The organism is Pseudomonas sp. EL_65y_Pfl2_R95, from assembly GCF_963971045.1.
Taxonomy (GTDB): domain Bacteria; phylum Pseudomonadota; class Gammaproteobacteria; order Pseudomonadales; family Pseudomonadaceae; genus Aquipseudomonas.
The window spans coordinates 835684-855813 of sequence record NZ_CAXAOV010000001.1; the positions used below are offsets into that span (position 1 = coordinate 835684).

Here is a 20130-nt window from a genome sequence, read left to right on the forward strand (position 1 = left end):
AGGGCTATTCTGGCATGTCCGAAAGGGGCTTGCAGTGGTTCGTAATCGAACGCCCGATCGATATGGCATCGGTGTACAAGCTTCGCCTTGCACGGAGCTTGCAGCGAGTCGTCAACGTAGGGTGGCTAACGCTTTTTTTAGCCACCATTTCACCGGCACGCAATCCGAAGCTCCATGCGCAATAGATTAGGCTCGCGCCCGACGACATCGAACCCGGCTCGGCCGTAGAGAGATATCGCCGGATTATCAGCAAAGACTTTCAAACGAATAGATCGGCAATTTCGCTGCGTGGCCATACCGGTTATTTGCGACAAAATCCACGTACCAACTCCTTGTCCTGTGCACGCGGCGGACAACTGTAAGTCCCGGATGTATAGATCACCTGCCTGTTCACTTAAGCTAAAGAAACCGACTTGAAATTGTCCCTTGAAAACACTGTAATTTTCTAGCGTTTTCCACGCTGCTAGAAAATCATCCCGGCTCCACGTCAACACGTGTCGGACATAGTAAGGACGCATATTTTTTTGCACGAGTTCGCTCGCATAGAGCACATCATCGAGGCGCGCGGATGAGATATGAAGGTCCATTTACATAGAGGCCAAATAATGGGTATGGGCACAGCAACTCAACAACTGCAGGAAAACTAGATAGGCCCGCGATCACTGCGAGCGTTCCGAAGGGAGCAGCTTTACCCGCCTGAAGACCGTATAAGCTCCCCAAAAAACATAAAAGCTCTCCGTGCCGGGCATTCTAACCATGGTGGACAAGTTTCGCGTGTCGCACCCTACACACGAGCAAGACTGCGTCCCAAAGTAGGAGCGATTTCAACCCAGCTTTTCCTGCGCTCCCAGGCCGTCGCTTTTTGAAAAACCTATTACGACAAGATATAAAAGCGGACCGGCCGACACAAAGACCACAGTGAGCACTATATAGGGCAGCACATACACAGCGGACTTGCCTCTGCGCTTCGCATCCTGGTACATCCAAATACAGGCCATGATGGCTAGGATGTATAGATCAAAGACCACCTGTGCAGTGTCAGGGCGGGAGATGAGTTCTAAACCAAATTGCAGCAGCGATTGCTCAGCAATAGCCATTGTATAAAGCGTGTAGCTACCGAAAGCGATCAGCGTGACAAGAGGTAACGCGATTTTGCTCATATTCCGTCCTTGGTCTTATGTTTGTTTTAACCTGTCCACGTTGATTACGCATGGTGGATGAATACAGCGTCATCCACCCTACCCCAACTGATCCAAATACAGCGCCAAAATCAAGCCGATGGTGGTGGCGATTCCGGTCCAGTAGGAATCTTCTTTGAAGGCTTTGGGGAAGACTTCGGTGGCCAGTGAGGCGACTACAGCACCACCGGCGAAACATTTGATCAGCGCCAATATGTGGTCTGGCACGTCGGTCATTAGGAGATTGCCGGCAAGGGCGGCAGCAGAAAGTAGCACGGCGGTTGCGGCCCATAGACCAAACACCTTGGCCTTGGAGTGCCCGGACTTGGCCATCTCCTTGGCGCCACCTGCCGCTTCGGGCAAGTTGGATAAGAATATCGAACCTGCTAGTGCTGCGACCTGTAAGGGACCACTGCCGATCAGCGCCACGCCCAAAGCCAGATTCTCGGGAATACCATCTAGGGTGATTGCAGCTAAAAGCCCGCCACCGCTGCCGGAGCCCCATTTCTTTTTCACCAGATAATCCAAACCGGTAAACACCAGTGCGCCTAAAAGCACAAAGGCAAAAACCGCCCAAAGCGAGGCTTTTTCGGTGGCCGGTTCAATCAATTCCAGCACCGCCGAAATAATCAGCGCGCCACCCGCCAAGGCCACGATAAAACCTTCCACCGCCTTCGGCAACTTGCCGTAAATACCCCACGCGGCACCGAGCAATAATGCCCCGGAGACAGCTAAAATGACGATAATGGTTAGCATTGGCGTGCTCGCATGTATTTCATATTTTAGCACTCACAATAATGCGGTGTCATATAGCACCAAGAACTATTGCTAGCCCTCCGGCGATACTTGCGTTGCATTCAACACAACCACATCTTGACCGAAACTGTTTTTGAATGCATGAACAGTCCCTTTTACTCTAACTATTGAGTGCGACTTTATTTTTAATACTTCACTAGACAATTCGACTGGAACAGTTAATGCAAAATCCGGTATCACCAAATCACTACTTCCGAGTGGTGTACTCTGACTTGTATAAGCACTATCTCGATGATTCAAAGTAATAACATTCTCTGGGAATTTAATCCCATATACTTGCTCAAGATTCCAGGGACCAAGATACGTGGCTTGAATTTCAACTTCAGTATTCAAATATTTTTTTGCAAGCTTAGCGTTCGACAGTTCTTGATAAGACATGGAAAGCTCTACAGGCTTCGTTCTTATTTCGTCGATCACGACACTTGCTGTTGGCTGATCAGTAAAGATGGACTGAAGATCTGATAGAAACCCAACGACTCCTACAAGGATCGTACCGCAAGTAGCGGCAGTCAGCTTGCCTCTCAATGTACTAAAAATCGTCACGAAAACCCCTTGTCATGCCTAGCAATGTTTATATTTTTTTGATCGAACGATAACAGTTAACCATGCACGGTCTACCTCTTAAAATCGTACAACCTTTCACAATAATGATATTGCACATAACTCAACTTAAAACAACAGAAAAAGCTCCGTTATAAAAGAGAAAATCATCTACACTGCACTCATCAAAAGCCATTCCCCTATTCCCCCTGCAACTGCTCAAGAGTCTGGCGATACAGGGCCGACAACCTAAGCTGCTCGGATTTATCCAGCGACTCGCTGCTCACGCGCTGGGCGAATACCTGCTCGGGGCTGAGTTCGTCGAGGGTTTCCTTCGATTCGCTGAACAGGCTGGCAGTTGCCGTGCCACGTTCACGGCGGATACGCAGTACTTCGACGGGCAAGCCTTCACACATTGCTGCTATTCGCGTTTGCAGGTCGCTGAGGTAATCATCGGTGCTGACTTGAATTTCGAGCCATACCGGCCGTGTCTCAGTGCCTTGTTTGGCCGCTTCGCCAATGGCTGCTTGCAGTTCTTTAAGCGAGCCGCGCAATGACAGCATCGGTTGTACAGCCGGCACGGGCAGTACAGTCACCTGCTGCAAGCCATTGGCATTTAACTCAACCAGCAAGACTTCCTTTTGTTGGCGCGCTTCATCGAAGCTCAGCGCAATGGGTGAGCCGCAGTAGCGAATATGCTCAAGCCCGGCGACCTTCTGCGGACGGTGGATATGGCCGAGGGCAATGTAATCCGCTGGCGGAAAGGCATTGGTTGGAAAAGCCTCAAGTGCGCCGACATAGATCTCGCGCACCGATTCACTGGCGCTGGCACCGACCGTTGTCAGATGGCCGGTGGCAATAATCGGCAAGTGCCCGCCCAGCTCAGCTTGCTTGGCCTGAGCCAAGTCGAACAAGGCTTGATAATGGGCGGCGATGGCTTGCTGCAAGGCCAACTGCTTGTCAGCAGCGCCCTGTCCCGCCTGACTTTGCAGCACCTCACGTGGGCGAATAAAAGGGATTCCACAGAGCAGCGCACCAGGCGTTCCATCACGCTGATTGAGCACCAGCAGTTGCTCCGTGATGTCTTCACAGACACCGGGAATCACTCGGGTATCGAGTTGTTGAAGCAAGGTTTTACTTTCACTGAGCATGGCCACTGAGTCGTGATTGCCGCCCAGCACCACCAGCTCACACTGGGCGCTACGCAGTTCGACGATAAAGCGATTGTACTGTTCGCGGGCGTAACTTGGCGGCGCGCCGGTGTCGAAAATGTCTCCGGCAATAATCAACGCATCAACCTGATGCGCCACCACCTGCTCAATCAACCAGCGACAAAACTGTTGATGCTCAAACTGACGGGTCTTGCCCATAAAATGCTGGCCAAGGTGCCAGTCGGAGGTGTGCAAAATGCGCATGGTTAATTCATCAGCCAATCTTTAACGATTACATGGGTTTTGACTTTCTGCATGCCCGGATAGTTTTCGATCTCGCCGCGGATTTCGCTGAAACGCTGCATGGTCGGCGCTTCAATATAGACCAACATATCCGTCTCTCCACTGATGCCGCTGCAACGCCGCACTTCGCTAAATACGCGCATGCGCTCCACATAATTCTCGCACCGCCCACCACTGTAAAACAGCTCAAGGTAGGCTTTGACCATCACCGGACCCGGCTCGGCCAAATGCGCGTGATAACCGAGAATCGTGCCGTTGCTCTCAAGTTGGCGAATACGCTCACTCACCGCTGAGCGCGAAAGATTGATCTCCCGCGCAATCTGGCTGACCGATAAACGTGCATCACCGCGTAACAGGGTAATGATCTGCTGATCAAATTTGTCCAATTAACACATCCCAAAAGCAAGGTGACGGTTACTTCCGTCACTTTGACGGCAACTGCCGCCATTTCGAGCGAACGCCAAAGCCTGGCGCCGATTTAATATTGAGCCATCTCACCAACGGCTCTACAGCGCACCTAAAAGCGTGCTGCACCAGCCCAATACGACTCTTCAGCAGAGCATACCCCATGAGCCGCCTAAACCAAGAACTCAGCCTGCTACAAGGCATCGGATTACTCAGTACCTCGTTACTGGGCACCGGGATATTTATTATTCCGGCCTTAGCCGCAACCAGCGCTGGGCAAGCATCTTTGTGGGGATGGCTGATATTGATTGTGCTGGTGCTGCCTGTTGCTTTTACCTTCGCCCAACTTGGCCGTCACTTCCCTCACGCCGGGGGCGCGCCGCATTTGATTGGCCGTGCATTTGGTGTGCGCATGGAGCGTGTCAGCGCCTTACTGTTTTTCGTAGCCGTGTTGCCCGTTGGCTTGCCAGCAGCGCTGAATATCGCAAGCGGTTTCTGGCAGGCCTTGTTTGACCTCAACAGCGGCCAACTGTTGATGGTCCAACTCGGCACCCTTGGCTTGATTTTGTTACTCGGTCAGCGCCCTGTTAAATCATCGGGGCTTATTCAAAGCGCAATTGCCTTAGCCATTATCGCCACCATCGGCTACATCTGGTGGGCCGGTGACCTGCCGCGCAACAGCCAGCCACTGCTGCCGCTTAACAGCAACTTGAGCCTGATACCGGCGGCAATCGGGGTCATGTTCTGGTGCTTCGTTGGCATCGAGGCTTTCACTCACATGGGTGAAGAGTTCAAGAACCCGCACCGCGACTTCCCTATCGCGCTATTGCTCGGAGTGCTGCTGGCGGGGCTGGTGTACTGGGCATGCTCGGTTGCAGTGTTGAGCTTCAACGCTTACGGCGACGTCAATACCGACGCGACCTCATTGCCGCGCATGCTTGATCTGCTTGCAGGCGACAAAGCTCGCTGGCTCAGCGCAATCATTGGCTACCTCGCCTGCTTTGCCTCAATGAATGCTTACATACAAGGCTTTTCCAGACTGATTTGGAGCTTGGCAGACGAGGAAAAATTGCCGACTGCTCTCGCTCAGCGTAATAAACACGGTGTACCTGATCGCGCCTTAATCTTGGTGGTGCTCATCAGCGCTGTATGCGCGACGCTGGCGTGGAGTTTGTCCGTTTCAATTGATCAGTTGATCCGTTATGCCAACGGCAACTTTATCCTTATCTACCTGCTGAGCATGGCCGCAGGCTGGCTGCTACTCAAAGGCATCTGGCGCTGGGTCGCAGGCTTAAGCAGCCTGCTGTGCGCAATCTTGCTGGTGTTTCTTGGCAGTGATGCGACTTACGCTCTCGGTATGTTCAGTGCGCTGATCATAATCGACATGCTTAACAGCCGACGCCGAGCAGCCGCCCGCAACAACAAAGCCGTGCTCTGCCACAAGGCGCTCTGACCCGAGCGACTATAGCGAGCAAAGCTGGCGAGCGCCGAAGCTAAAACATGCAAATGGCTGGCTTTAGCTAAACGGCGCTCAGATCAAGAAGCAGATTATTTATGGGCGATGGTTTTATCGGTGAACAGATAATCTTTGAGCTCATCATTAAGCACTTTATCACGACGTCGTATCCACTCAAGCACCATGGCCGCATGCTCTTTTTCTTCGTCGCGGTTATGAATCAGGATGGCTTTGAGCTCATCATCCTTGCAGGCATCGACCCGTTGGTTGTACCAATCAATTGCCTCGAACTCCTCCATCAGTGACGTAATCGCACGGTGCATATCGCGGGTTTCGTCGGTCAGTTCGCCGATGGGCTCGTGATAACCTTCATTCGACATATTCATCTCCAAGTCAGGCACCGTATCCACGGTGTTCATAGGGTGCGTTGCGGCATTCAAACACGGCGTCACGCGTTTTTACCTTATAGCAGTTTGTGCGCTTGTGCTGACTATCGAGTGTCCCAACAACGCATTAGACGCCAATTTTTTATTAAATCCTGCGACGCATTCTTAGCCCTGTGCGCCGCAAGGCTCTATCCTAGTAAAGGACCTCGGATAAGGAAGTACCATGCCGCGCTTTTTGAATGACCTGAAAATAATGATCTTGGCCAATTTCTGGATAGTGCCAGTGCTGGGCTTACTGGTCGGTGCGGTGTTTTACTTTGTTTCCCCACCGCCGCCACTTAGTGCAACCATGGCGACCGGGGCGGAAGGCGGGGCTTACCGAATCTTTGCTGAAAAGCTCAAGGTAGAGTTGAAAAAAGACGGCTTTGAGCTGATCTTAAAACCCAGCAATGGCTCAAGAGACAACCTTGAACAACTGCTTGATGAAGACTCCGGGGTCCAGATTGCCTTGGTCCAGAGCGGCTTGGAACGCCAGCTCACAGCGCAGCAACGCGATAAATTGCAAACCCTTGGGGCGATGTACCACGAACCCCTTTGGTTGTTTTATCGCAAAGACAGCAAACTCGATCTGATTGCGGATCTACTGCCTTTGCGTCTGGCAACCGGCAGCCCGGGCAGCGGCACTCAAGCCGTAACCGAAGCGATTTTGACAGCCAACGCCATCACCCCTGATCAGTACCCCGCCAACTGGCAGGCTATCAGTGGCAGCAAAGCCGCAGATGCCTTGCTTAATGGCGAATTGGATGCTGGATTTTTCGTCGGCCCCGCAGAAAACGCCAATGTACAAAAGCTTGCCGCTTCGCCGGACATATTGCTGGCTGACTTTCACCGTGCAGATGCTTATGAGGCGCGCTTACCCTTTTTAAATCGCCTGACCATAGGCGAAGGCTTGCTCAATCTTGCGCAAAATGTCCCGGCGCGCCAGGTACAGACCCTATCGCCAGTGGCAACCCTGGTGGTCAACGACGACTTCAATCCGGGTTTGGCAGCCTTGTTCCTCAATGCCAGCCGAGAAGTCATGAAAACCGGCAGCTTGCTGGATAAAGCCGGTGCCTTCCCCAGCCCAGACCCACAAACTTTCGAGCTCTCCAGCGATGCCGACCATTACTATAAAAACGGCTTACCGCTGCTGCAGCGCTACCTGCCATTTCGCTTTGCGTCGCTGGCTGACCGCTACATCATTTTGTTAATTCCATTGCTGGTCATACTCTTCCCACTGTTCAAAGCCGTTGGCCCCCTCTACCGCTGGAGAATCCGCGCGCGTATTTACCGCTGGTACAAATACCTGCGTGAGATCGACCGCCAGTTGGATAAAGGCAGCCTGCCGGAACATCTGGATGCTGAAATTGAGCGGCTTGATCAACTGCAAGACGAGTTGGCCAGCGTCGATGTACCGCTGTCTTACTCCAACGAGCTATACGACCTGCACGTCCACCTGCGCTACGTCATCGAACGTCTGCAAACCCTGCAAAAGCGTCGTCAGGACAACGGGGAGTCCACCAGTTAATCAGGTAAACTAGTGTCCATTCGCGGGGAGGGCCGACAATTACTGGCCCCGTAATGTAAGCCTGCCCCGCTACCTGTTTAGATCTTCAAGAGAGTCCGCATGCCGATCCGTCACAGCATCGTTCACCTAATCGATAAAAAGCCCGATGGCACACCTGCCATTCTCCATGCGCGTGACACCGAACTCGGCGCCTCGCAAGCTATCGAGAATATGCTGGCTGACCTCAATGACAGCTATAACGCAAAGCAAGGCAAAGCCTGGGGCTTTTTCCATGAGGAGTCTGGCGCCTTTCCTTTCAGCGGCTGGCTCAAGGAGTACCTCGACGACAGTCAGGACTTTACCGGCTTTACCCGCAAAGCCGTCGAGCACCTGCAAAAGCTGATGGAAGAATCGAATCTGTCAGTGGGCGGTCACGTATTGTTCGCCCATTACCAGCAAGGTATGACCGATTATTTGGCCATCGCCCTGCTCCACCACAGTGAAGGCGTTGCGGTAAACGATGCGTTGGATGTCACGCCAGCCAAGCACCTGGACTTGGGTCAGCTGCATTTGGCGGCGCGAATCAACATCTCCGAGTGGCGCAATAACGCCAAATCCAAACAGTACATCTCGTTTATCAAAGGCAAGAATGGCAAGAAGGTTTCTGAGTACTTCCGCGACTTTATTGGCTGCCAGGAAGGAGTCGACTCGCCAAGCGAGACGCGCACCCTGCTTAAAGCCTTCAGCGATTTCGTCGAAAGCGAAGACCTGCCAGAAGAGAAGGCTCGGGCGAAAACCGACACCCTGGTTGATTACGCCACCAGCCAAGCCAAGATCGGCGAACCTATGACCCTTGAGGCACTGTCGGGCTTGATCGATGAAGAACGACCAAAAGCGTTCTACGACCACATCCGCAACAAAGATTATGGCCTGTCGCCAGAGATTCCGGCGGACAAACGCACGCTCAGCCAGTTCCGCCGTTTTACCGGACGTGCCGAAGGCTTGTCGATCAGCTTTGAAGCGCACCTGCTGGGCTCCAAGGTCGAGTATGACGAGGAACAGGACACGCTGATTATCCGCAACCTGCCGACTCAGCTCACCGACCAACTCAAGCGCCGCAAGTAGCCGAAGTAGCGCGGCCAAATGGTGGACGAAAAAAGCGTCGTCCACCCTAGGGTCCGAAAGTGTTAAGCAGCCGTGATTTTAAAGCCAATACGCGGGAAGTGGACATGCACTGTGCCGGCGCGCGGGTCTTCACGGCGCAGGATAAGTTCTTCACTGCCGCAGAACACCAACTCACCGGCAACTGGGTCTACCCCGTAATCAACGGCACAGATATTGACCTGTTGGCCCGGCTTGAAGCCGTTTGGATCAACAAATTGCTCATCTGGCAGGGCTGCAGGCTTGGCATCGCGGGCGATGGTGATCGCATCCTCAGCTTTCATTTCGCTTAGTGAACCATGGCCCATACCCAGCACCCGGCCCAGCCATGCGGCTACAGCTGGATAATCGTCAACCAAAGGCGAAGTCACCGGCGTGCCGCGCAAAAACCACAGCGCATGAGCCATGGAGAAGTCAGCCACAGAGGCTTCACCGAACAGGAAGTCGCCTTTGCATTGCTCAAGCTGGCGCTGCAACCGCTGCATCAGAGCTGGCCACTGATGCGCCGCCTGTGCGGCCGGTAAGCGTGTGGATAGGCCGCCATCAAACAAAGTAGAGCGGTCAGCGACAAAGGCCTTGAGAAACTCTGGGGGCAGCTTGCCAAAGCGCGCCGCAATCGACTCAGGCTGGAATACCAGACTAACGGCATGTAGAAACACCACCGAATCCGCCCATTGGGCAAAACTGGAAACGGTAAATTCAGCATCTTGGGGAAACAGTGCTGGGGTGGATTTTTCAGCCTCAAGACGGCGTGCAATCAGCGCTGTATCGCAATAAATATCAGCTCCAACCTGCAACACCGGAGTTTTGCGGTAACCGCCAGTCAACGCGGTAAGGTCTGGTTTTGGCATGATCGGAGGAATCATCACCGAGCGCCAGGAGAGCTGCTTAAAGCCCAGCATCAGTCGCGCTTTCTCAGCGAATGGCGATGTTGGGTAATGGTGCAGAATCAACTCGTGCATGGTGGTCTCCGTTAATTATTAATAGATGGCTAGCTTACGCGCCGAATGCCCAAGCGCCTAACGCCCAGTAACTGACTGAGTTAAGTTGATAAGGCAGTATTAGCGTCAGCGATAGGTTGGGCGGCCGTGGCAACCACCGTCAGTTCAGGACTGTAGCTTTTCACCAGCAACTCTTTAGCCGTTTTACTCAGCTTCTTGATTGCCCGCTCGCGACGCAAGGCATCGCCTTTATCGGCACAGACCTCGGTATAAACCAAGGCTTGCGCTGGGCTGGAGAAGAAAAACCGCGCACCTTTTCCACGCTGGTGTTTGGCAAAGCGGCGCAGCGGGTCATCGCTGATCCCGCAATACAAGGCGCCGTTTTCAGCCCTGACCAGATACACCGACCAGGTTTTCTCAAGCACTGCTGTCATCTGTTAGCGCAGCCATTCCCGCGACGTGCGCCACACGCAGACTGCCACAAAGTAAATGGACGACACTGCCCACAACGCCAGCAGCCAAGCCGGCGCCTGTGGATACTGCAGGATGAGCAGCAAGCAGCAGAACATCCAGATCAGGGTCATGGTGACATTGACGGGCATAAATTCTTTAACCCGGAACGGGTGCAGGAACTTCATGGTGCTCAAGGTCAGCGCCGAAAGGATCACGATGCAGGCAACATTCATCCACGGCGTGCTGTCGAGCAGGTACAAATAGACAATGACCACATTCCACGCCGCTGGGAAGCCGACAAAGTAGTTATCCTTGCTTTTCATATTGACGTTGCAGAAACAGAACAGCGATGACAGCAGGATCAGGCCAACCGACAACAACAGCGTGTATTCAGGCAGTGGCACAAAGCGGTAGATAAAAATCGCCGGAATAAACACGTAGGTCAGGTAGTCAACGACGAGATCCAAGGTGGTGCCGTCAAATTGTGGCAAAACGGTTTTAACGTCGTACTTACGCGCCAATGTACCGTCGAGGCCATCCACAAGCAGCGCTAACCCCAACCACAACAACGAGGCTCGCGGGTTGCCATCAAGCACCGCCAACAAAGCCAATAACGCCAGGATCACCCCACTGGCGGTCATTGCATGAACACCCCAGGCTTTAGCCTGGGCCAGTCGCAGCAGCAATCCTTGCATGGTCGGTTCTCTCAGTGGCGCTGTTTTGCTCATGACGAAAAATTTCTCACAACTGGAGGCCTGTCTTATCAGGCCGTTATTCATCAGACCGAAAAGTTGCCCGTTACGTTCAACCTCACGTGCTGAATGCATAATACGCCAGCTTACAGCGTTACTCGCGTGCTGCCTGAAACTGAGCCAAACTTTTAGCCGCTTGGCCCCGAATTGCATTTTGCACCGGTGGGGCCCAGCCCAGTAAGCGCCCCTTGATCCCCAACGCCTGAGAAGCCCAGCGCCACATATCAAACTGATCGCGGTGCTCGACTATCTTGCCCTCAGCAAACTTGAAACGGGCATCAATTCGATTGACCACCGTGTTACCGGTCTGGGTGAACACATAGGTGGCGACCCATTGCGCACTGCCCTGCTCCTGATCGGCTTGAATACGGTCGAAGGTCAAGCTGAAGTCTTTGGCACGACGCGTCAACATGCGCCACATATCGGCAGCATTTTCACCACGCAAATCAGTGAAGACCGGGTCGCTAAAGCGCACATCGGCAGCGTAGCAACTGGCCATTGTTTCAGCATCAAGCTGTTGGAAAGCGCTGTAAAAGCGCTGAATTAATGCGGCGTTATCCTGATTCATTGCGCCCTACTCTCCGTGACATTACTTAGCCTAGCGTGAAGCACAGATACAAACATCCCCTGTTCAACACATTAGGCTGCAGGCAAAGCCCCAATAAAAAGGGAGCCCAAAGGCTCCCTGATCGAAACACTGATAATCAGTGCAGGATTTGACTGAGGAACAGTTGAGTCCGCTCGTTCTCCGGATTGGTGAAGAACTTGTTGGGTTCAGCTTCTTCGACAATCTCACCTTTGTCCATAAAGATCACCCGATTAGCCACTGTGCGTGCGAAGCCCATTTCGTGGGTGACGCAAAGCATGGTCATGCCGTCTTCGGCGAGACCGATCATGGTGTCGAGAACTTCCTTGACCATTTCCGGATCGAGTGCCGAGGTAGGCTCGTCGAACAGCATGATTTTTGGCTTCATGCACAAGGCACGGGCAATGGCCACACGTTGCTGCTGACCACCCGACAGTTGACCTGGAAACTTATTTGCCTGCTCCGGAATGCGCACACGCTCTAGAAAGTGCATGGCGATTTCCTCAGCCTGACGCTTGGGCAACTTGCGCACCCACATCGGGGCCAACGTGCAGTTCTGCAACACGGTCAAATGCGGAAACAGGTTGAAGTGCTGGAACACCATACCCACTTCACGGCGCACCGCTTCAATGTGCTTGAGGTCGTGGGTCAGCTCGGTGCCATCAACGACAATGCGCCCTTGCTGGTGTTCTTCGAGACGGTTCAAACAGCGGATAGTCGTCGACTTACCTGAACCAGAAGGCCCACACAAAACGATACGCTCACCAGACTTAACATCCAGATTGATATCTTTAAGCACATGGAATTGGCCGTACCATTTATGGACGCCCTGCATCTGGATCATGCTGCCCACAGCTTCAGGCTTTTTAATTGCTTCACTCATTTAACTAGCTCCTAACGCTTGTGGCCAGTGTCCAATTTGCGCTCCAGATGCATGGAGTAGCGGGACATACTAAAACAGAAGATCCAGTAAACCAGGGCTGCAAACACATAGCCCTCGGTCGACATACCAAGCCAGGCAGGGTCCGTGGTCGCTTGTTTGATGCTGTTAAGCAAGTCGAACAAACCGATAATGATGACCAAGCTGGTGTCTTTGAACAGCGCGATAAAGGTGTTGACGATGCCCGGAATCACCAGCTTCAACGCTTGCGGCAGAATCACCAGGCCCATCATTCGCCAGTAGCCCAGGCCCATCGCTGCAGCCGCTTCGTACTGGCCCTTCGGGATTGCCTGCAGACCACCGCGCACCACCTCGGCAATGTAAGCCGACTGGAACAGGATCACACCAATCAAGGCACGCATCAGTTTGTCGAAGCTCATGCCTTCCGGCAGGAACAACGGCAGCATGACCGAGGACATGAACAGCACGGTGATCAATGGCACGCCGCGCCAGAACTCGATAAAGGTCACGCAGATCACCCGGATAGCCGGCATTTCTGAGCGACGCCCCAGCGCCAACACGATCCCCAATGGCAATGCGCCTGCAATACCGACGGCGGCAATCACCAGCGTCAGCATCAGACCACCCCAACGGCTGGTCGGTACATTTTCCAGACCAAAGTGACCACCGTGCAGCAGCACGTACGCCAGAATCGGGTAGATCACCAAGAAGCCCAAGCCATACAGGGCTTTGCGTGGCATCTGTGGCACAAACAACGGCGCGGCACCAATGATCGCCGCCCACAGGGCCAGATCTACACGCCAGCGCAGTTCGGTTGGATAAAAACCGTACATAAACTGGCCAAAACGCTGTTGTATAAACACCCAGCACGCACCATCACTGGTGCAGTCGGCACGGGTGGTACCCACCCAATCAGCGCTGAATATCGCCCAATCAAGCAGGGGCGGAATGATTAGCCAAATCAAGTACGCAGCAATAATGGTCAGCAATGTATTGGGTACACTGGAGAACAAGTTGCTGCGCAACCAACCGACGGCACCCACGCTCAAGCGTGGAGGCGGTAGATCGGGTTTAAACGTATGAGTTTGCATGGGCTGCTCCTTACCGCTCGATCAGCGCAATGCGCTTGTTGTACCAGTTCATGAACAGCGAAATGCTAATGCTGATCGCCAAGTACACGCTCATGGTGATGGCAATCACTTCAATAGCCTGCCCTGTCTGATTGAGTACCGTGCCCGCAAACAACGAGACCATATCCGGATAGCCGATACCGGCCGCCAGAGATGAGTTCTTCGCGAGGTTGAGGTACTGGCTGGTCAGCGGCGGAATGATCACCCGTAGCGACTGAGGAATCACCACCAAACGCAGGATCTTACCGGCGGGCAAACCGAGTGAACGTGCGGCTTCGGTCTGGCCGTGGTTGACCGCCTGAATACCCGAACGGACGATTTCAGCGATAAAGGCCGCCGTGTAGATGGTCAGCGCCAGAGTCAGGGCGATCAACTCGGGAATCATTACCCAGCCACCGCGGAAGTTGAAGCCTTTGAGTTCGGGGATCTGCCATGCCAGCGGGTTACCCGACAGCGCAATGGTCAAACCTGGAATCACCACCAGCATTGCCAGCGAGGTCAACAACAGCGGAAAGGGTTGTCCGGTTTTCTCAAAACGCGCTCGTCCCCAGCGAACCATAAAGATGATCGCGACAATGGTAAGCACCATTGCAATCAAGAACGGTGTGAATGCCTCCGTGGCCGATGGCGACGGGAGGTACAAACCACGGTTATTGATAAAGAACATGCTGCCAAATTCGAGGCTTTGCTTCGGGCTCGGCATGGCCAGCATCACCGCGAAATACCAGAAGAAGATTTGCAGCAAAGGCGGGATATTACGGAAGGTCTCGATATAGATCGTCGCCAACTTATTGACCAGCCAGTTAGGCGATAGCCGCGCAATACCCAAAATGAAGCCAAGCAAGGTGGCGCCAACAATACCGATCGCTGATACCAGCAAGGTATTGAGTAAGCCAATAACAAAGACCCGTCCGTAGGAGTCACTTTCGGTGTAGTCGATCAGGTGTTGCGCAATGCCGAAGCCAGCACTGTTATTAAGGAACGAGAAGCCGGAGGTAATCCCGCGTTTGTCCAGATTGGTCTGGGTGTTGTCAAACAAGAACCAGCCGAGCGCCACAACAGCGATAACGGCAAGAATTTGGAATAGCCACGCACGCACCTTTGGGTCAGTCCAGACTGAACCTTTGGGGCGAGAGGCATTTGCACTAGTTTGCATATAAGCCCTCTTGGAACACCCACACCCGCATTCGCGGGCATGGGGTTCACATCATCAGAACTATGCTCACACCCAGGACGGATGTGAGCACTGACGGTCAGCGCACTGGCGGTGCGTACTGAAGACCACCTTTGTTCCACAGGGCGTTGAGGCCGCGTTCGATCTTCAGATCGCTGCCGGCACCGACGTTACGGTCGAAGCTTTCGCCGTAGTTACCCACTTGCTTGACGATCTTGACCGCCCAGTCTTTCGGCAGCTTCAGGTCTTTACCAAATTCACCCTCAGCGCCCAGCAGGCGAGCGATGTCAGGGTTTTTGGTCGACTTAGCCATCTCTTCTACGTTGCTCGAAGTGATGCCCAGCTCTTCGGCGTTAACCATGGCGAACAGGGACCAACGCACGATGTCGAACCACTCTTCATCACCTTGGCGAACCACTGGTCCCAGAGGTTCCTTGGAGATGACTTCTGGAAGTACGACGTACTCCTCAGGAGCAGCCAGCTTGATACGCTGTGCGTACAGCTGCGATTGGTCAGAAGTCAGCACGTCGCAACGGCCTGCTTCAACCGACTTGGCGCTTTCGTCAGACGTATCGTAAGTGATTGGGGTGTACTTCATGCCATTGGCACGGAAGTAGTCAGACAGGTTCAGCTCAGTGGTGGTACCGGCTTGAATACAAACGGTTGCACCGTCGAGTTCTTTAGCGCTGGAAACACCCAGTTTCTTGTTAACCAAGAAGCCTTGACCGTCGTAGTAGTTAACGCCAGCGAAGTTCAGGCCCAGGCCTGCATCGCGCGAGCTGGTCCACGTGGTGTTGCGCGAGAGCACATCAACTTCACCAGATTGCAGAGCCGTAAAGCGCTCTTTGGCAGTCAGTGGGCTGTATTTGACTTTGGTTGCATCACCGAAAACGGCTGCAGCAACTGCGCGGCAGACATCAACGTCGAGGCCCATGTAGTTACCTTTGGCATCTGCGTATGAGAAGCCAGGCAAACCGTCACTGATACCGCACTGTACAAAGCCCTTTTTCTGTACAGCATCCAGTGTTGCGCCCGCGTGAGCAAAGCCACTGACACCGAGAACAGTCGCGGTAGTCAGAATAGCCAGAGTGGATTTCACCATCTTCATTAAAAACCTCCAGTTGCTTTTGTTGTGTTGGAGTCTCAGCTCTACCACCGTACCCTTATGGGGTGAGTCAATTACGTTGGCAGCGACGCAATTAACCATGGATTGAGCATTAGCGCGAGTTATGTTGCCGTTTTTTCAGTCGGCGTTGAACTTGCGCACGTCCATTGGTCGAACGAACGTGAGACGGTTAGCAATTTGCTCATCACCAAAAAAACCGCTTTTGGCGAACCTTTTGGAAACCCCCATCAAATTGGCTTTCCGTCTGCTCTGCATCCGGCAACAATAAATAAAGTGTTACTGCTACCCGACAACATCACCAGTGCAATTAGCTATAGCAAACCCCGTACCAGCAACGTGCCACTAGCCTGATAAATCCGGGTCAATAGCAAAACTTGCAGCCTTGCGACATCTTGTTCACAGAATAGCCACTATCTAAAATTTAGCGCGCACCAAATTAGCGCCTAAGCACCAGCATGGAGCCAAACATGAGCGAACCATTGATCCTTCAGCCCACACATGCACCGGATGCGTGCGTAATCTGGTTGCACGGCTTAGGTGCAGACCGTTACGATTTTTTGCCTGTTGCCGAAGCCTTGCAGCAAGTTTTGCTCACCACCCGCTTTGTCCTTCCCCAAGCGCCGACACAGGCAGTGACTATCAATGGCGGCTTCGCCATGCCCAGTTGGTATGACATTCTGGCAATGAGCCCGGCGCGGGCAATCAACCGCGAGCAACTTGAAGCGTCGGCGCAACAGGTCATCACCTTAATTGAAGCGCAGCGTGACAGCGGGATTGATCCACGGCGGATATTTCTGGCCGGCTTCTCCCAAGGCGGCGCGGTGGTTTATCACGCAGCCTTTATGCGCTGGGCCGGACCACTGGGAGGGGTGCTGGCGTTATCGACCTATGCACCGACCTTTGCCGATGACATCAGCTTGGCAGCAGATAAACAGCAGTTGCCGGTCTACTGCCTCCACGGCAGCCACGATGATGTTGTGCTGCCAGGCATGGGCCGCGCAGCCTATGACTGGCTGAAAAGCAAAGGATGTGACCCAAAATGGCAGGAGTACCCGATGGCGCACGAAGTGCTGCCACAGCAGATTCACGATATTGGCGATTGGCTGCTCAAGCAATTGGACAGCTAAGGCGCCTCCAACAAAAACCGCAAAGGTTGCCTGGCGTTTGCAACGCAGGTTGGGTGAATGACGGGTCACCCGCCCTTGCAATACGGGCACTCGAACCCTTGCTTGAGCCTTGGTGGACACCTTTCGCAGTGTCCCCAACGCGCCTCTGCCGGCGGGCTGTTGAATGACCGTTGGTCAGCAGATACAAACGCCAGCGGGTAAGCCTGACCTGGGTAAACATGGGTCCCTGTAACGCTAAAACCGCTCAAGCATGAGGGTTAGCCAACCCATACTCAATCAACGCCAGCAGTTACAAGCACGTCCCGCCCCGGTTCCGTCCGCCACTGGTCACTCGACAGATTGCAATGATTGTTCTTGTCTAATCTCTCACGTAGCACATACAAGAAATAACTCATCACGCGGGGAGCGCTAGGGATGTGTTGGGTTAAGCGTTTCTGGGCCTACAGGTGGCGACAGTGAAACCAGCTCACTGGCAAGCCGAGGCGCAGCATCTTCATAAACTGCGCCTGTTCGATAAGGTGGCGCTGAGCAACATTGATCAGTTGCTTGGAGAGTTTTTGGCTTACGATATCGATGCCGGAGAAATCCTGCTGTCGCCGACCAGCCGTAACCAATATTTATACGTTTTAGTCTCGGGCCAACTCAAGGTCTATCTGGGCTCGCTTGATAACCAGCCGGTCAGCACATTATCGGTCGGCGACTGTGCGGGTGAAATCAGCTTTATTGATAATGATCACCCCTGCGCATTCGTGGTCGCCACCCAGCTCAGCCGGGTATTGCGTCTACACCGCGCCTCGCTGGTCAATTTGTTCCAACACTCGCCCCAGCTTATGCAGAACTTGCTTGAGCTGCTCTGCCATCGCGTGCGCCAAGGCAACCGGACCATCCTCGACAGCGAGCAGCACGCCAATATCGATACCCTGACTGGCACCTTCAACCGTCGCTGGCTGGAACATATCTTTGAGCGCGAAACCACTCGCTGCGCATTTAATGAAAAGCCCTTTAGCTTATTAATGCTCGATGTGGATCACTTCAAAGCCTACAACGATCTACACGGTCACTTGGCAGGCGACTATGCCTTGCGCATGGTTGCCCAAACCCTGACCGAACAACTGCGCAGCAAAGACAGCCTGGCCCGATATGGCGGCGAGGAATTTGTCATTTTACTGCCGGAGAAAGACACCAATGAAGCCTTGAACATTGGCGAGCGCTTGCGCATGAGTCTCCAGGCCGTTACCAGCTTTTACTCACCGACAGGTCCGCTGCCCGGGGTTACTGTATCGATTGGCTTATCGTCAATGGACAGCCACGACACCCTGCAAAGCATGCTTATACGCGCCGATAGCGCGCTCTATAAGGCCAAACAGCAAGGCCGCAACTGCCTGCGCCAGTAGACCCGCACAGCCTCCGAGTTAAATGGCGAACTGCCAATCAATACGCGGCATGTGGCTGTGGCACTTCGCCGCGCCGTGTTCTTGCTTTACACTGGCGCGGTTCACTTCTTAACCAATTGACGAGATGACCGTGCTCAAAGCACTAAAGAAAATGTTCGGCAAAGCCGACGGCGAGCAGTCAAGCCCCGCACCTCAGCCCTCTGACAGCGTACCAGCCACTACCAGTCGCACCAGCAAAGCACGCGATAAGAACAGCAAGGCAAAGGCTGAGACAACTGGCACCAAGCCTGTCCGCAATGATGCGCCAAAGGCTGCCAAGCCGCGCCGTGAGCGCGCAGCCAAACCGGTGGATAACTGGAAACTCAGCGATTTCGCAGTCGAACCGGCTGAAGGCAAAACCCGCTTTCACGACTTCAAGCTCAGCCCTGATCTGATGCATGCCATCCACGACCTGGGCTTTCCGTACTGCACGCCGATCCAGGCCGGTGTTCTGGGTTACACCCTGAGCGGCAAGGATGCCATCGGCCGCGCACAGACAGGGACGGGTAAAACCGCAGCATTCCTGATCTCGATCATTACCCAATTGCAGCAGACCCCGCCGCCGAAAGAGCGATATATGGGTGAGCCGCGGGCATTGATTATCGCGCCGACCCGCGAACTGGTTGTGCAGATCGCCAAAGATGCGCAGGACCTGACCAAATACTCTGACCTCAATGTCATGAGCTTTGTCGGCGGCATGGACTTCGACAAACAGTTGAAACTGCTTGAGTCGCGCTATTGCGACATCCTAGTGGCCACGCCCGGACGCCTGCTCGACTTCAACCAGCGCGGCGAAGTCCACCTCGACATGGTTGAGGTGATGGTGCTCGATGAAGCCGATCGCATGCTCGACATGGGCTTTATCCCCCAGGTTCGACAAATCATCCGCCAGACGCCGATGAAAGGTGAGCGGCAGACCCTGCTGTTCTCGGCAACCTTCACTGAAGATGTGATGAATCTGGCCAAACAATGGACCACTGACCCGGCGATTGTTGAGATCGAGCCAGAAAACGTCGCCAGCGACACCGTGGAGCAGCACGTTTACGCAGTGGCCGGCAGCGACAAGTACAAGCTGCTGTACAACCTGATTGCGCAAAACGACTGGATTCGGGTGATGGTCTTCGCCAACCGTAAAGACGAAGTACGGCGCATCGAAGAGCGTCTGACCCGCGACGGTATCAGTGCCGCGCAGATGTCCGGCGATGTGCCGCAGCACAAGCGGATCAAGGTGCTTGAAGGTTTCCGTGAAGGCAAAATCCGCGTACTGGTGGCGACCGATGTCGCCGGCCGTGGTATTCACGTTGATGCCATCAGCCACGTGATCAACTTCACCCTGCCAGAAGACCCGGACGATTATGTTCACCGTATTGGCCGCACCGGTCGCGCCGGCACCAATGGCACCTCGATCAGCTTTGCTGGCGAAGATGACGCCTATGCGCTGCCGCCGATCGAGGCGCTACTTGGCCACAAGATCTCCTGTGAGATGCCGCCAGACGAGCTGCTCAAAGCTGTACCACGCCGCGGTTAAGCAAGCGTGATAAAACAGGCGAAGCCCAACAGCTTCG

General features: G+C 53.8%; 21 protein-coding genes. 6 read left to right on the forward strand and 15 right to left on the reverse strand.

Annotated elements, in window-relative coordinates; translation table 11 throughout:
* Positions 1-149 precede the first annotated feature (149 nt).
* From AACY09_RS21990 to AACY09_RS03990, 6 genes are all read right to left on the reverse strand, one after another.
* Entirely contained in the window at positions 150-587 is a 438-nt protein-coding gene (locus tag AACY09_RS21990) for a GNAT family N-acetyltransferase (protein WP_445323767.1), read from the reverse strand.
* 237 nt (positions 588-824) lie between these two features.
* Positions 825-1160 carry a DUF2834 domain-containing protein gene (locus AACY09_RS03970; RefSeq protein ID WP_339486180.1) on the reverse strand — a complete coding sequence of 112 codons (336 nt, stop codon included), beginning with the start codon at positions 1158-1160 and terminating at the stop codon, positions 825-827.
* A 78-nt stretch (positions 1161-1238) separates the two neighbouring features.
* Positions 1239-1934, reverse strand: a complete 696-nt coding sequence (locus tag AACY09_RS03975) for a ZIP family metal transporter (protein WP_339486181.1) — start codon at positions 1932-1934, stop codon at positions 1239-1241.
* A 72-nt stretch (positions 1935-2006) separates the two neighbouring features.
* Positions 2007-2537, reverse strand: a complete 531-nt coding sequence (locus AACY09_RS03980) for a hypothetical protein (protein ID WP_339486182.1) — start codon at positions 2535-2537, stop codon at positions 2007-2009.
* Positions 2538-2734: 197 nt separating this feature from the next.
* Positions 2735-3949, reverse strand: coding sequence for an exonuclease subunit SbcD (sbcD, locus tag AACY09_RS03985; RefSeq protein ID WP_339486183.1), 1215 nt, complete (start codon positions 3947-3949; stop codon positions 2735-2737).
* A gap of 2 nt (positions 3950-3951) precedes the next feature.
* Positions 3952-4374 carry an Lrp/AsnC family transcriptional regulator gene (locus tag AACY09_RS03990; RefSeq protein WP_339486184.1) on the reverse strand — a complete coding sequence of 141 codons (423 nt, stop codon included), beginning with the start codon at positions 4372-4374 and terminating at the stop codon, positions 3952-3954.
* Between the two features lie 182 nt (positions 4375-4556).
* Here AACY09_RS03990 and yjeH point away from each other — a divergent pair, with 182 nt between their 5' ends.
* Complete coding sequence (gene yjeH / locus AACY09_RS03995) at positions 4557-5846, forward strand: L-methionine/branched-chain amino acid transporter (RefSeq protein ID WP_339486185.1); 1290 nt, start codon at positions 4557-4559, stop codon at positions 5844-5846.
* A gap of 95 nt (positions 5847-5941) precedes the next feature.
* Here the strand turns inward: yjeH and AACY09_RS04000 are convergent, their stop codons facing one another.
* Complete coding sequence (locus AACY09_RS04000) at positions 5942-6229, reverse strand: encapsulin-associated ferritin-like protein (RefSeq protein WP_339487071.1); 288 nt, start codon at positions 6227-6229, stop codon at positions 5942-5944.
* A 229-nt stretch (positions 6230-6458) separates the two neighbouring features.
* On the opposite strand from AACY09_RS04000, the gene AACY09_RS04005 reads away from it, so the two are divergent.
* Both AACY09_RS04005 and yejK read left to right on the forward strand, forming a co-directional pair.
* A complete protein-coding gene (locus AACY09_RS04005) occupies positions 6459-7802 on the forward strand; it encodes a TAXI family TRAP transporter solute-binding subunit (RefSeq protein WP_339486186.1) in 1344 nt (447 codons plus the stop codon).
* Between the two features lie 99 nt (positions 7803-7901).
* On the forward strand, positions 7902-8906 hold the full coding sequence (gene yejK / locus AACY09_RS04010; protein ID WP_339486188.1) for a nucleoid-associated protein YejK: 1005 nt from the start codon (positions 7902-7904) through the stop codon (positions 8904-8906).
* 62 nt (positions 8907-8968) lie between these two features.
* Here the strand turns inward: yejK and AACY09_RS04015 are convergent, their stop codons facing one another.
* The 8 genes from AACY09_RS04015 to AACY09_RS04050 all read right to left on the reverse strand — a co-directional run bounded on the left by AACY09_RS04015 (position 8969) and on the right by AACY09_RS04050 (position 15987).
* Positions 8969-9904, reverse strand: coding sequence for a glutathione S-transferase family protein (locus AACY09_RS04015; RefSeq protein ID WP_339486190.1), 936 nt, complete (start codon positions 9902-9904; stop codon positions 8969-8971).
* An 80-nt stretch (positions 9905-9984) separates the two neighbouring features.
* Positions 9985-10317 (reverse strand): GIY-YIG nuclease family protein, encoded by a 333-nt coding sequence (locus AACY09_RS04020; protein WP_339486191.1) that lies wholly within the window; start codon positions 10315-10317, stop codon positions 9985-9987.
* A 3-nt stretch (positions 10318-10320) separates the two neighbouring features.
* Positions 10321-11031, reverse strand: coding sequence for a phosphatidylcholine synthase (gene pcsA, locus AACY09_RS04025; RefSeq protein WP_339486192.1), 711 nt, complete (start codon positions 11029-11031; stop codon positions 10321-10323).
* 151 nt (positions 11032-11182) lie between these two features.
* Complete coding sequence (locus tag AACY09_RS04030; protein WP_339486193.1) at positions 11183-11656, reverse strand: nuclear transport factor 2 family protein; 474 nt, start codon at positions 11654-11656, stop codon at positions 11183-11185.
* Positions 11657-11792: 136 nt separating this feature from the next.
* Positions 11793-12557, reverse strand: a complete 765-nt coding sequence (locus AACY09_RS04035; RefSeq protein WP_339486194.1) for an amino acid ABC transporter ATP-binding protein — start codon at positions 12555-12557, stop codon at positions 11793-11795.
* Between the two features lie 11 nt (positions 12558-12568).
* A complete protein-coding gene (locus AACY09_RS04040; RefSeq protein ID WP_339486195.1) occupies positions 12569-13666 on the reverse strand; it encodes an amino acid ABC transporter permease in 1098 nt (365 codons plus the stop codon).
* Positions 13667-13676: 10 nt separating this feature from the next.
* Positions 13677-14861 carry an amino acid ABC transporter permease gene (locus AACY09_RS04045; RefSeq protein ID WP_339486197.1) on the reverse strand — a complete coding sequence of 395 codons (1185 nt, stop codon included), beginning with the start codon at positions 14859-14861 and terminating at the stop codon, positions 13677-13679.
* Positions 14862-14958: 97 nt separating this feature from the next.
* Complete coding sequence (locus AACY09_RS04050; RefSeq protein WP_339486198.1) at positions 14959-15987, reverse strand: amino acid ABC transporter substrate-binding protein; 1029 nt, start codon at positions 15985-15987, stop codon at positions 14959-14961.
* Positions 15988-16472: 485 nt separating this feature from the next.
* Here AACY09_RS04050 and AACY09_RS04055 point away from each other — a divergent pair, with 485 nt between their 5' ends.
* From AACY09_RS04055 to rhlB, 3 genes are all read left to right on the forward strand, one after another.
* The gene (locus AACY09_RS04055) at positions 16473-17132 is read left to right on the forward strand and encodes an alpha/beta hydrolase (RefSeq protein ID WP_339486199.1); all 660 of its coding nucleotides are present in this window, start codon (positions 16473-16475) and stop codon (positions 17130-17132) included.
* A gap of 455 nt (positions 17133-17587) precedes the next feature.
* Positions 17588-18526 (forward strand): GGDEF domain-containing protein, encoded by a 939-nt coding sequence (locus AACY09_RS04060; RefSeq protein ID WP_339486200.1) that lies wholly within the window; start codon positions 17588-17590, stop codon positions 18524-18526.
* A 130-nt stretch (positions 18527-18656) separates the two neighbouring features.
* Entirely contained in the window at positions 18657-20093 is a 1437-nt protein-coding gene (gene rhlB / locus AACY09_RS04065) for an ATP-dependent RNA helicase RhlB (protein ID WP_339486201.1), read from the forward strand.
* Positions 20094-20130 lie beyond the last annotated feature (37 nt).

Excerpts from the sequence above, each read along its gene's own strand:
- AACY09_RS21990 (WP_445323767.1), bottom strand. The coding sequence starts at position 587 with ATGGACCTTCATATCTCATCCGCGCGCCTCGATGATGTGCTCTATGCG.
- AACY09_RS03970 (WP_339486180.1), bottom strand. The coding sequence starts at position 1,160 with ATGAGCAAAATCGCGTTACCTCTTGTCACGCTGATCGCTTTCGGTAGC.
- AACY09_RS03975 (WP_339486181.1), bottom strand. The coding sequence starts at position 1,934 with ATGCTAACCATTATCGTCATTTTAGCTGTCTCCGGGGCATTATTGCTC.
- sbcD (WP_339486183.1), bottom strand. The coding sequence starts at position 3,949 with ATGCGCATTTTGCACACCTCCGACTGGCACCTTGGCCAGCATTTTATG.
- yjeH (WP_339486185.1), top strand. The coding sequence starts at position 4,557 with ATGAGCCGCCTAAACCAAGAACTCAGCCTGCTACAAGGCATCGGATTA.
- AACY09_RS04000 (WP_339487071.1), bottom strand. The coding sequence starts at position 6,229 with ATGTCGAATGAAGGTTATCACGAGCCCATCGGCGAACTGACCGACGAA.
- AACY09_RS04005 (WP_339486186.1), top strand. The coding sequence starts at position 6,459 with ATGCCGCGCTTTTTGAATGACCTGAAAATAATGATCTTGGCCAATTTC.
- yejK (WP_339486188.1), top strand. The coding sequence starts at position 7,902 with ATGCCGATCCGTCACAGCATCGTTCACCTAATCGATAAAAAGCCCGAT.
- AACY09_RS04015 (WP_339486190.1), bottom strand. The coding sequence starts at position 9,904 with ATGCACGAGTTGATTCTGCACCATTACCCAACATCGCCATTCGCTGAG.
- AACY09_RS04020 (WP_339486191.1), bottom strand. The coding sequence starts at position 10,317 with ATGACAGCAGTGCTTGAGAAAACCTGGTCGGTGTATCTGGTCAGGGCT.
- pcsA (WP_339486192.1), bottom strand. The coding sequence starts at position 11,031 with ATGCAAGGATTGCTGCTGCGACTGGCCCAGGCTAAAGCCTGGGGTGTT.
- AACY09_RS04030 (WP_339486193.1), bottom strand. The coding sequence starts at position 11,656 with ATGAATCAGGATAACGCCGCATTAATTCAGCGCTTTTACAGCGCTTTC.
- AACY09_RS04035 (WP_339486194.1), bottom strand. The coding sequence starts at position 12,557 with ATGAGTGAAGCAATTAAAAAGCCTGAAGCTGTGGGCAGCATGATCCAG.
- AACY09_RS04040 (WP_339486195.1), bottom strand. The coding sequence starts at position 13,666 with ATGCAAACTCATACGTTTAAACCCGATCTACCGCCTCCACGCTTGAGC.
- AACY09_RS04045 (WP_339486197.1), bottom strand. The coding sequence starts at position 14,861 with ATGCAAACTAGTGCAAATGCCTCTCGCCCCAAAGGTTCAGTCTGGACT.
- AACY09_RS04050 (WP_339486198.1), bottom strand. The coding sequence starts at position 15,987 with ATGAAGATGGTGAAATCCACTCTGGCTATTCTGACTACCGCGACTGTT.
- AACY09_RS04055 (WP_339486199.1), top strand. The coding sequence starts at position 16,473 with ATGAGCGAACCATTGATCCTTCAGCCCACACATGCACCGGATGCGTGC.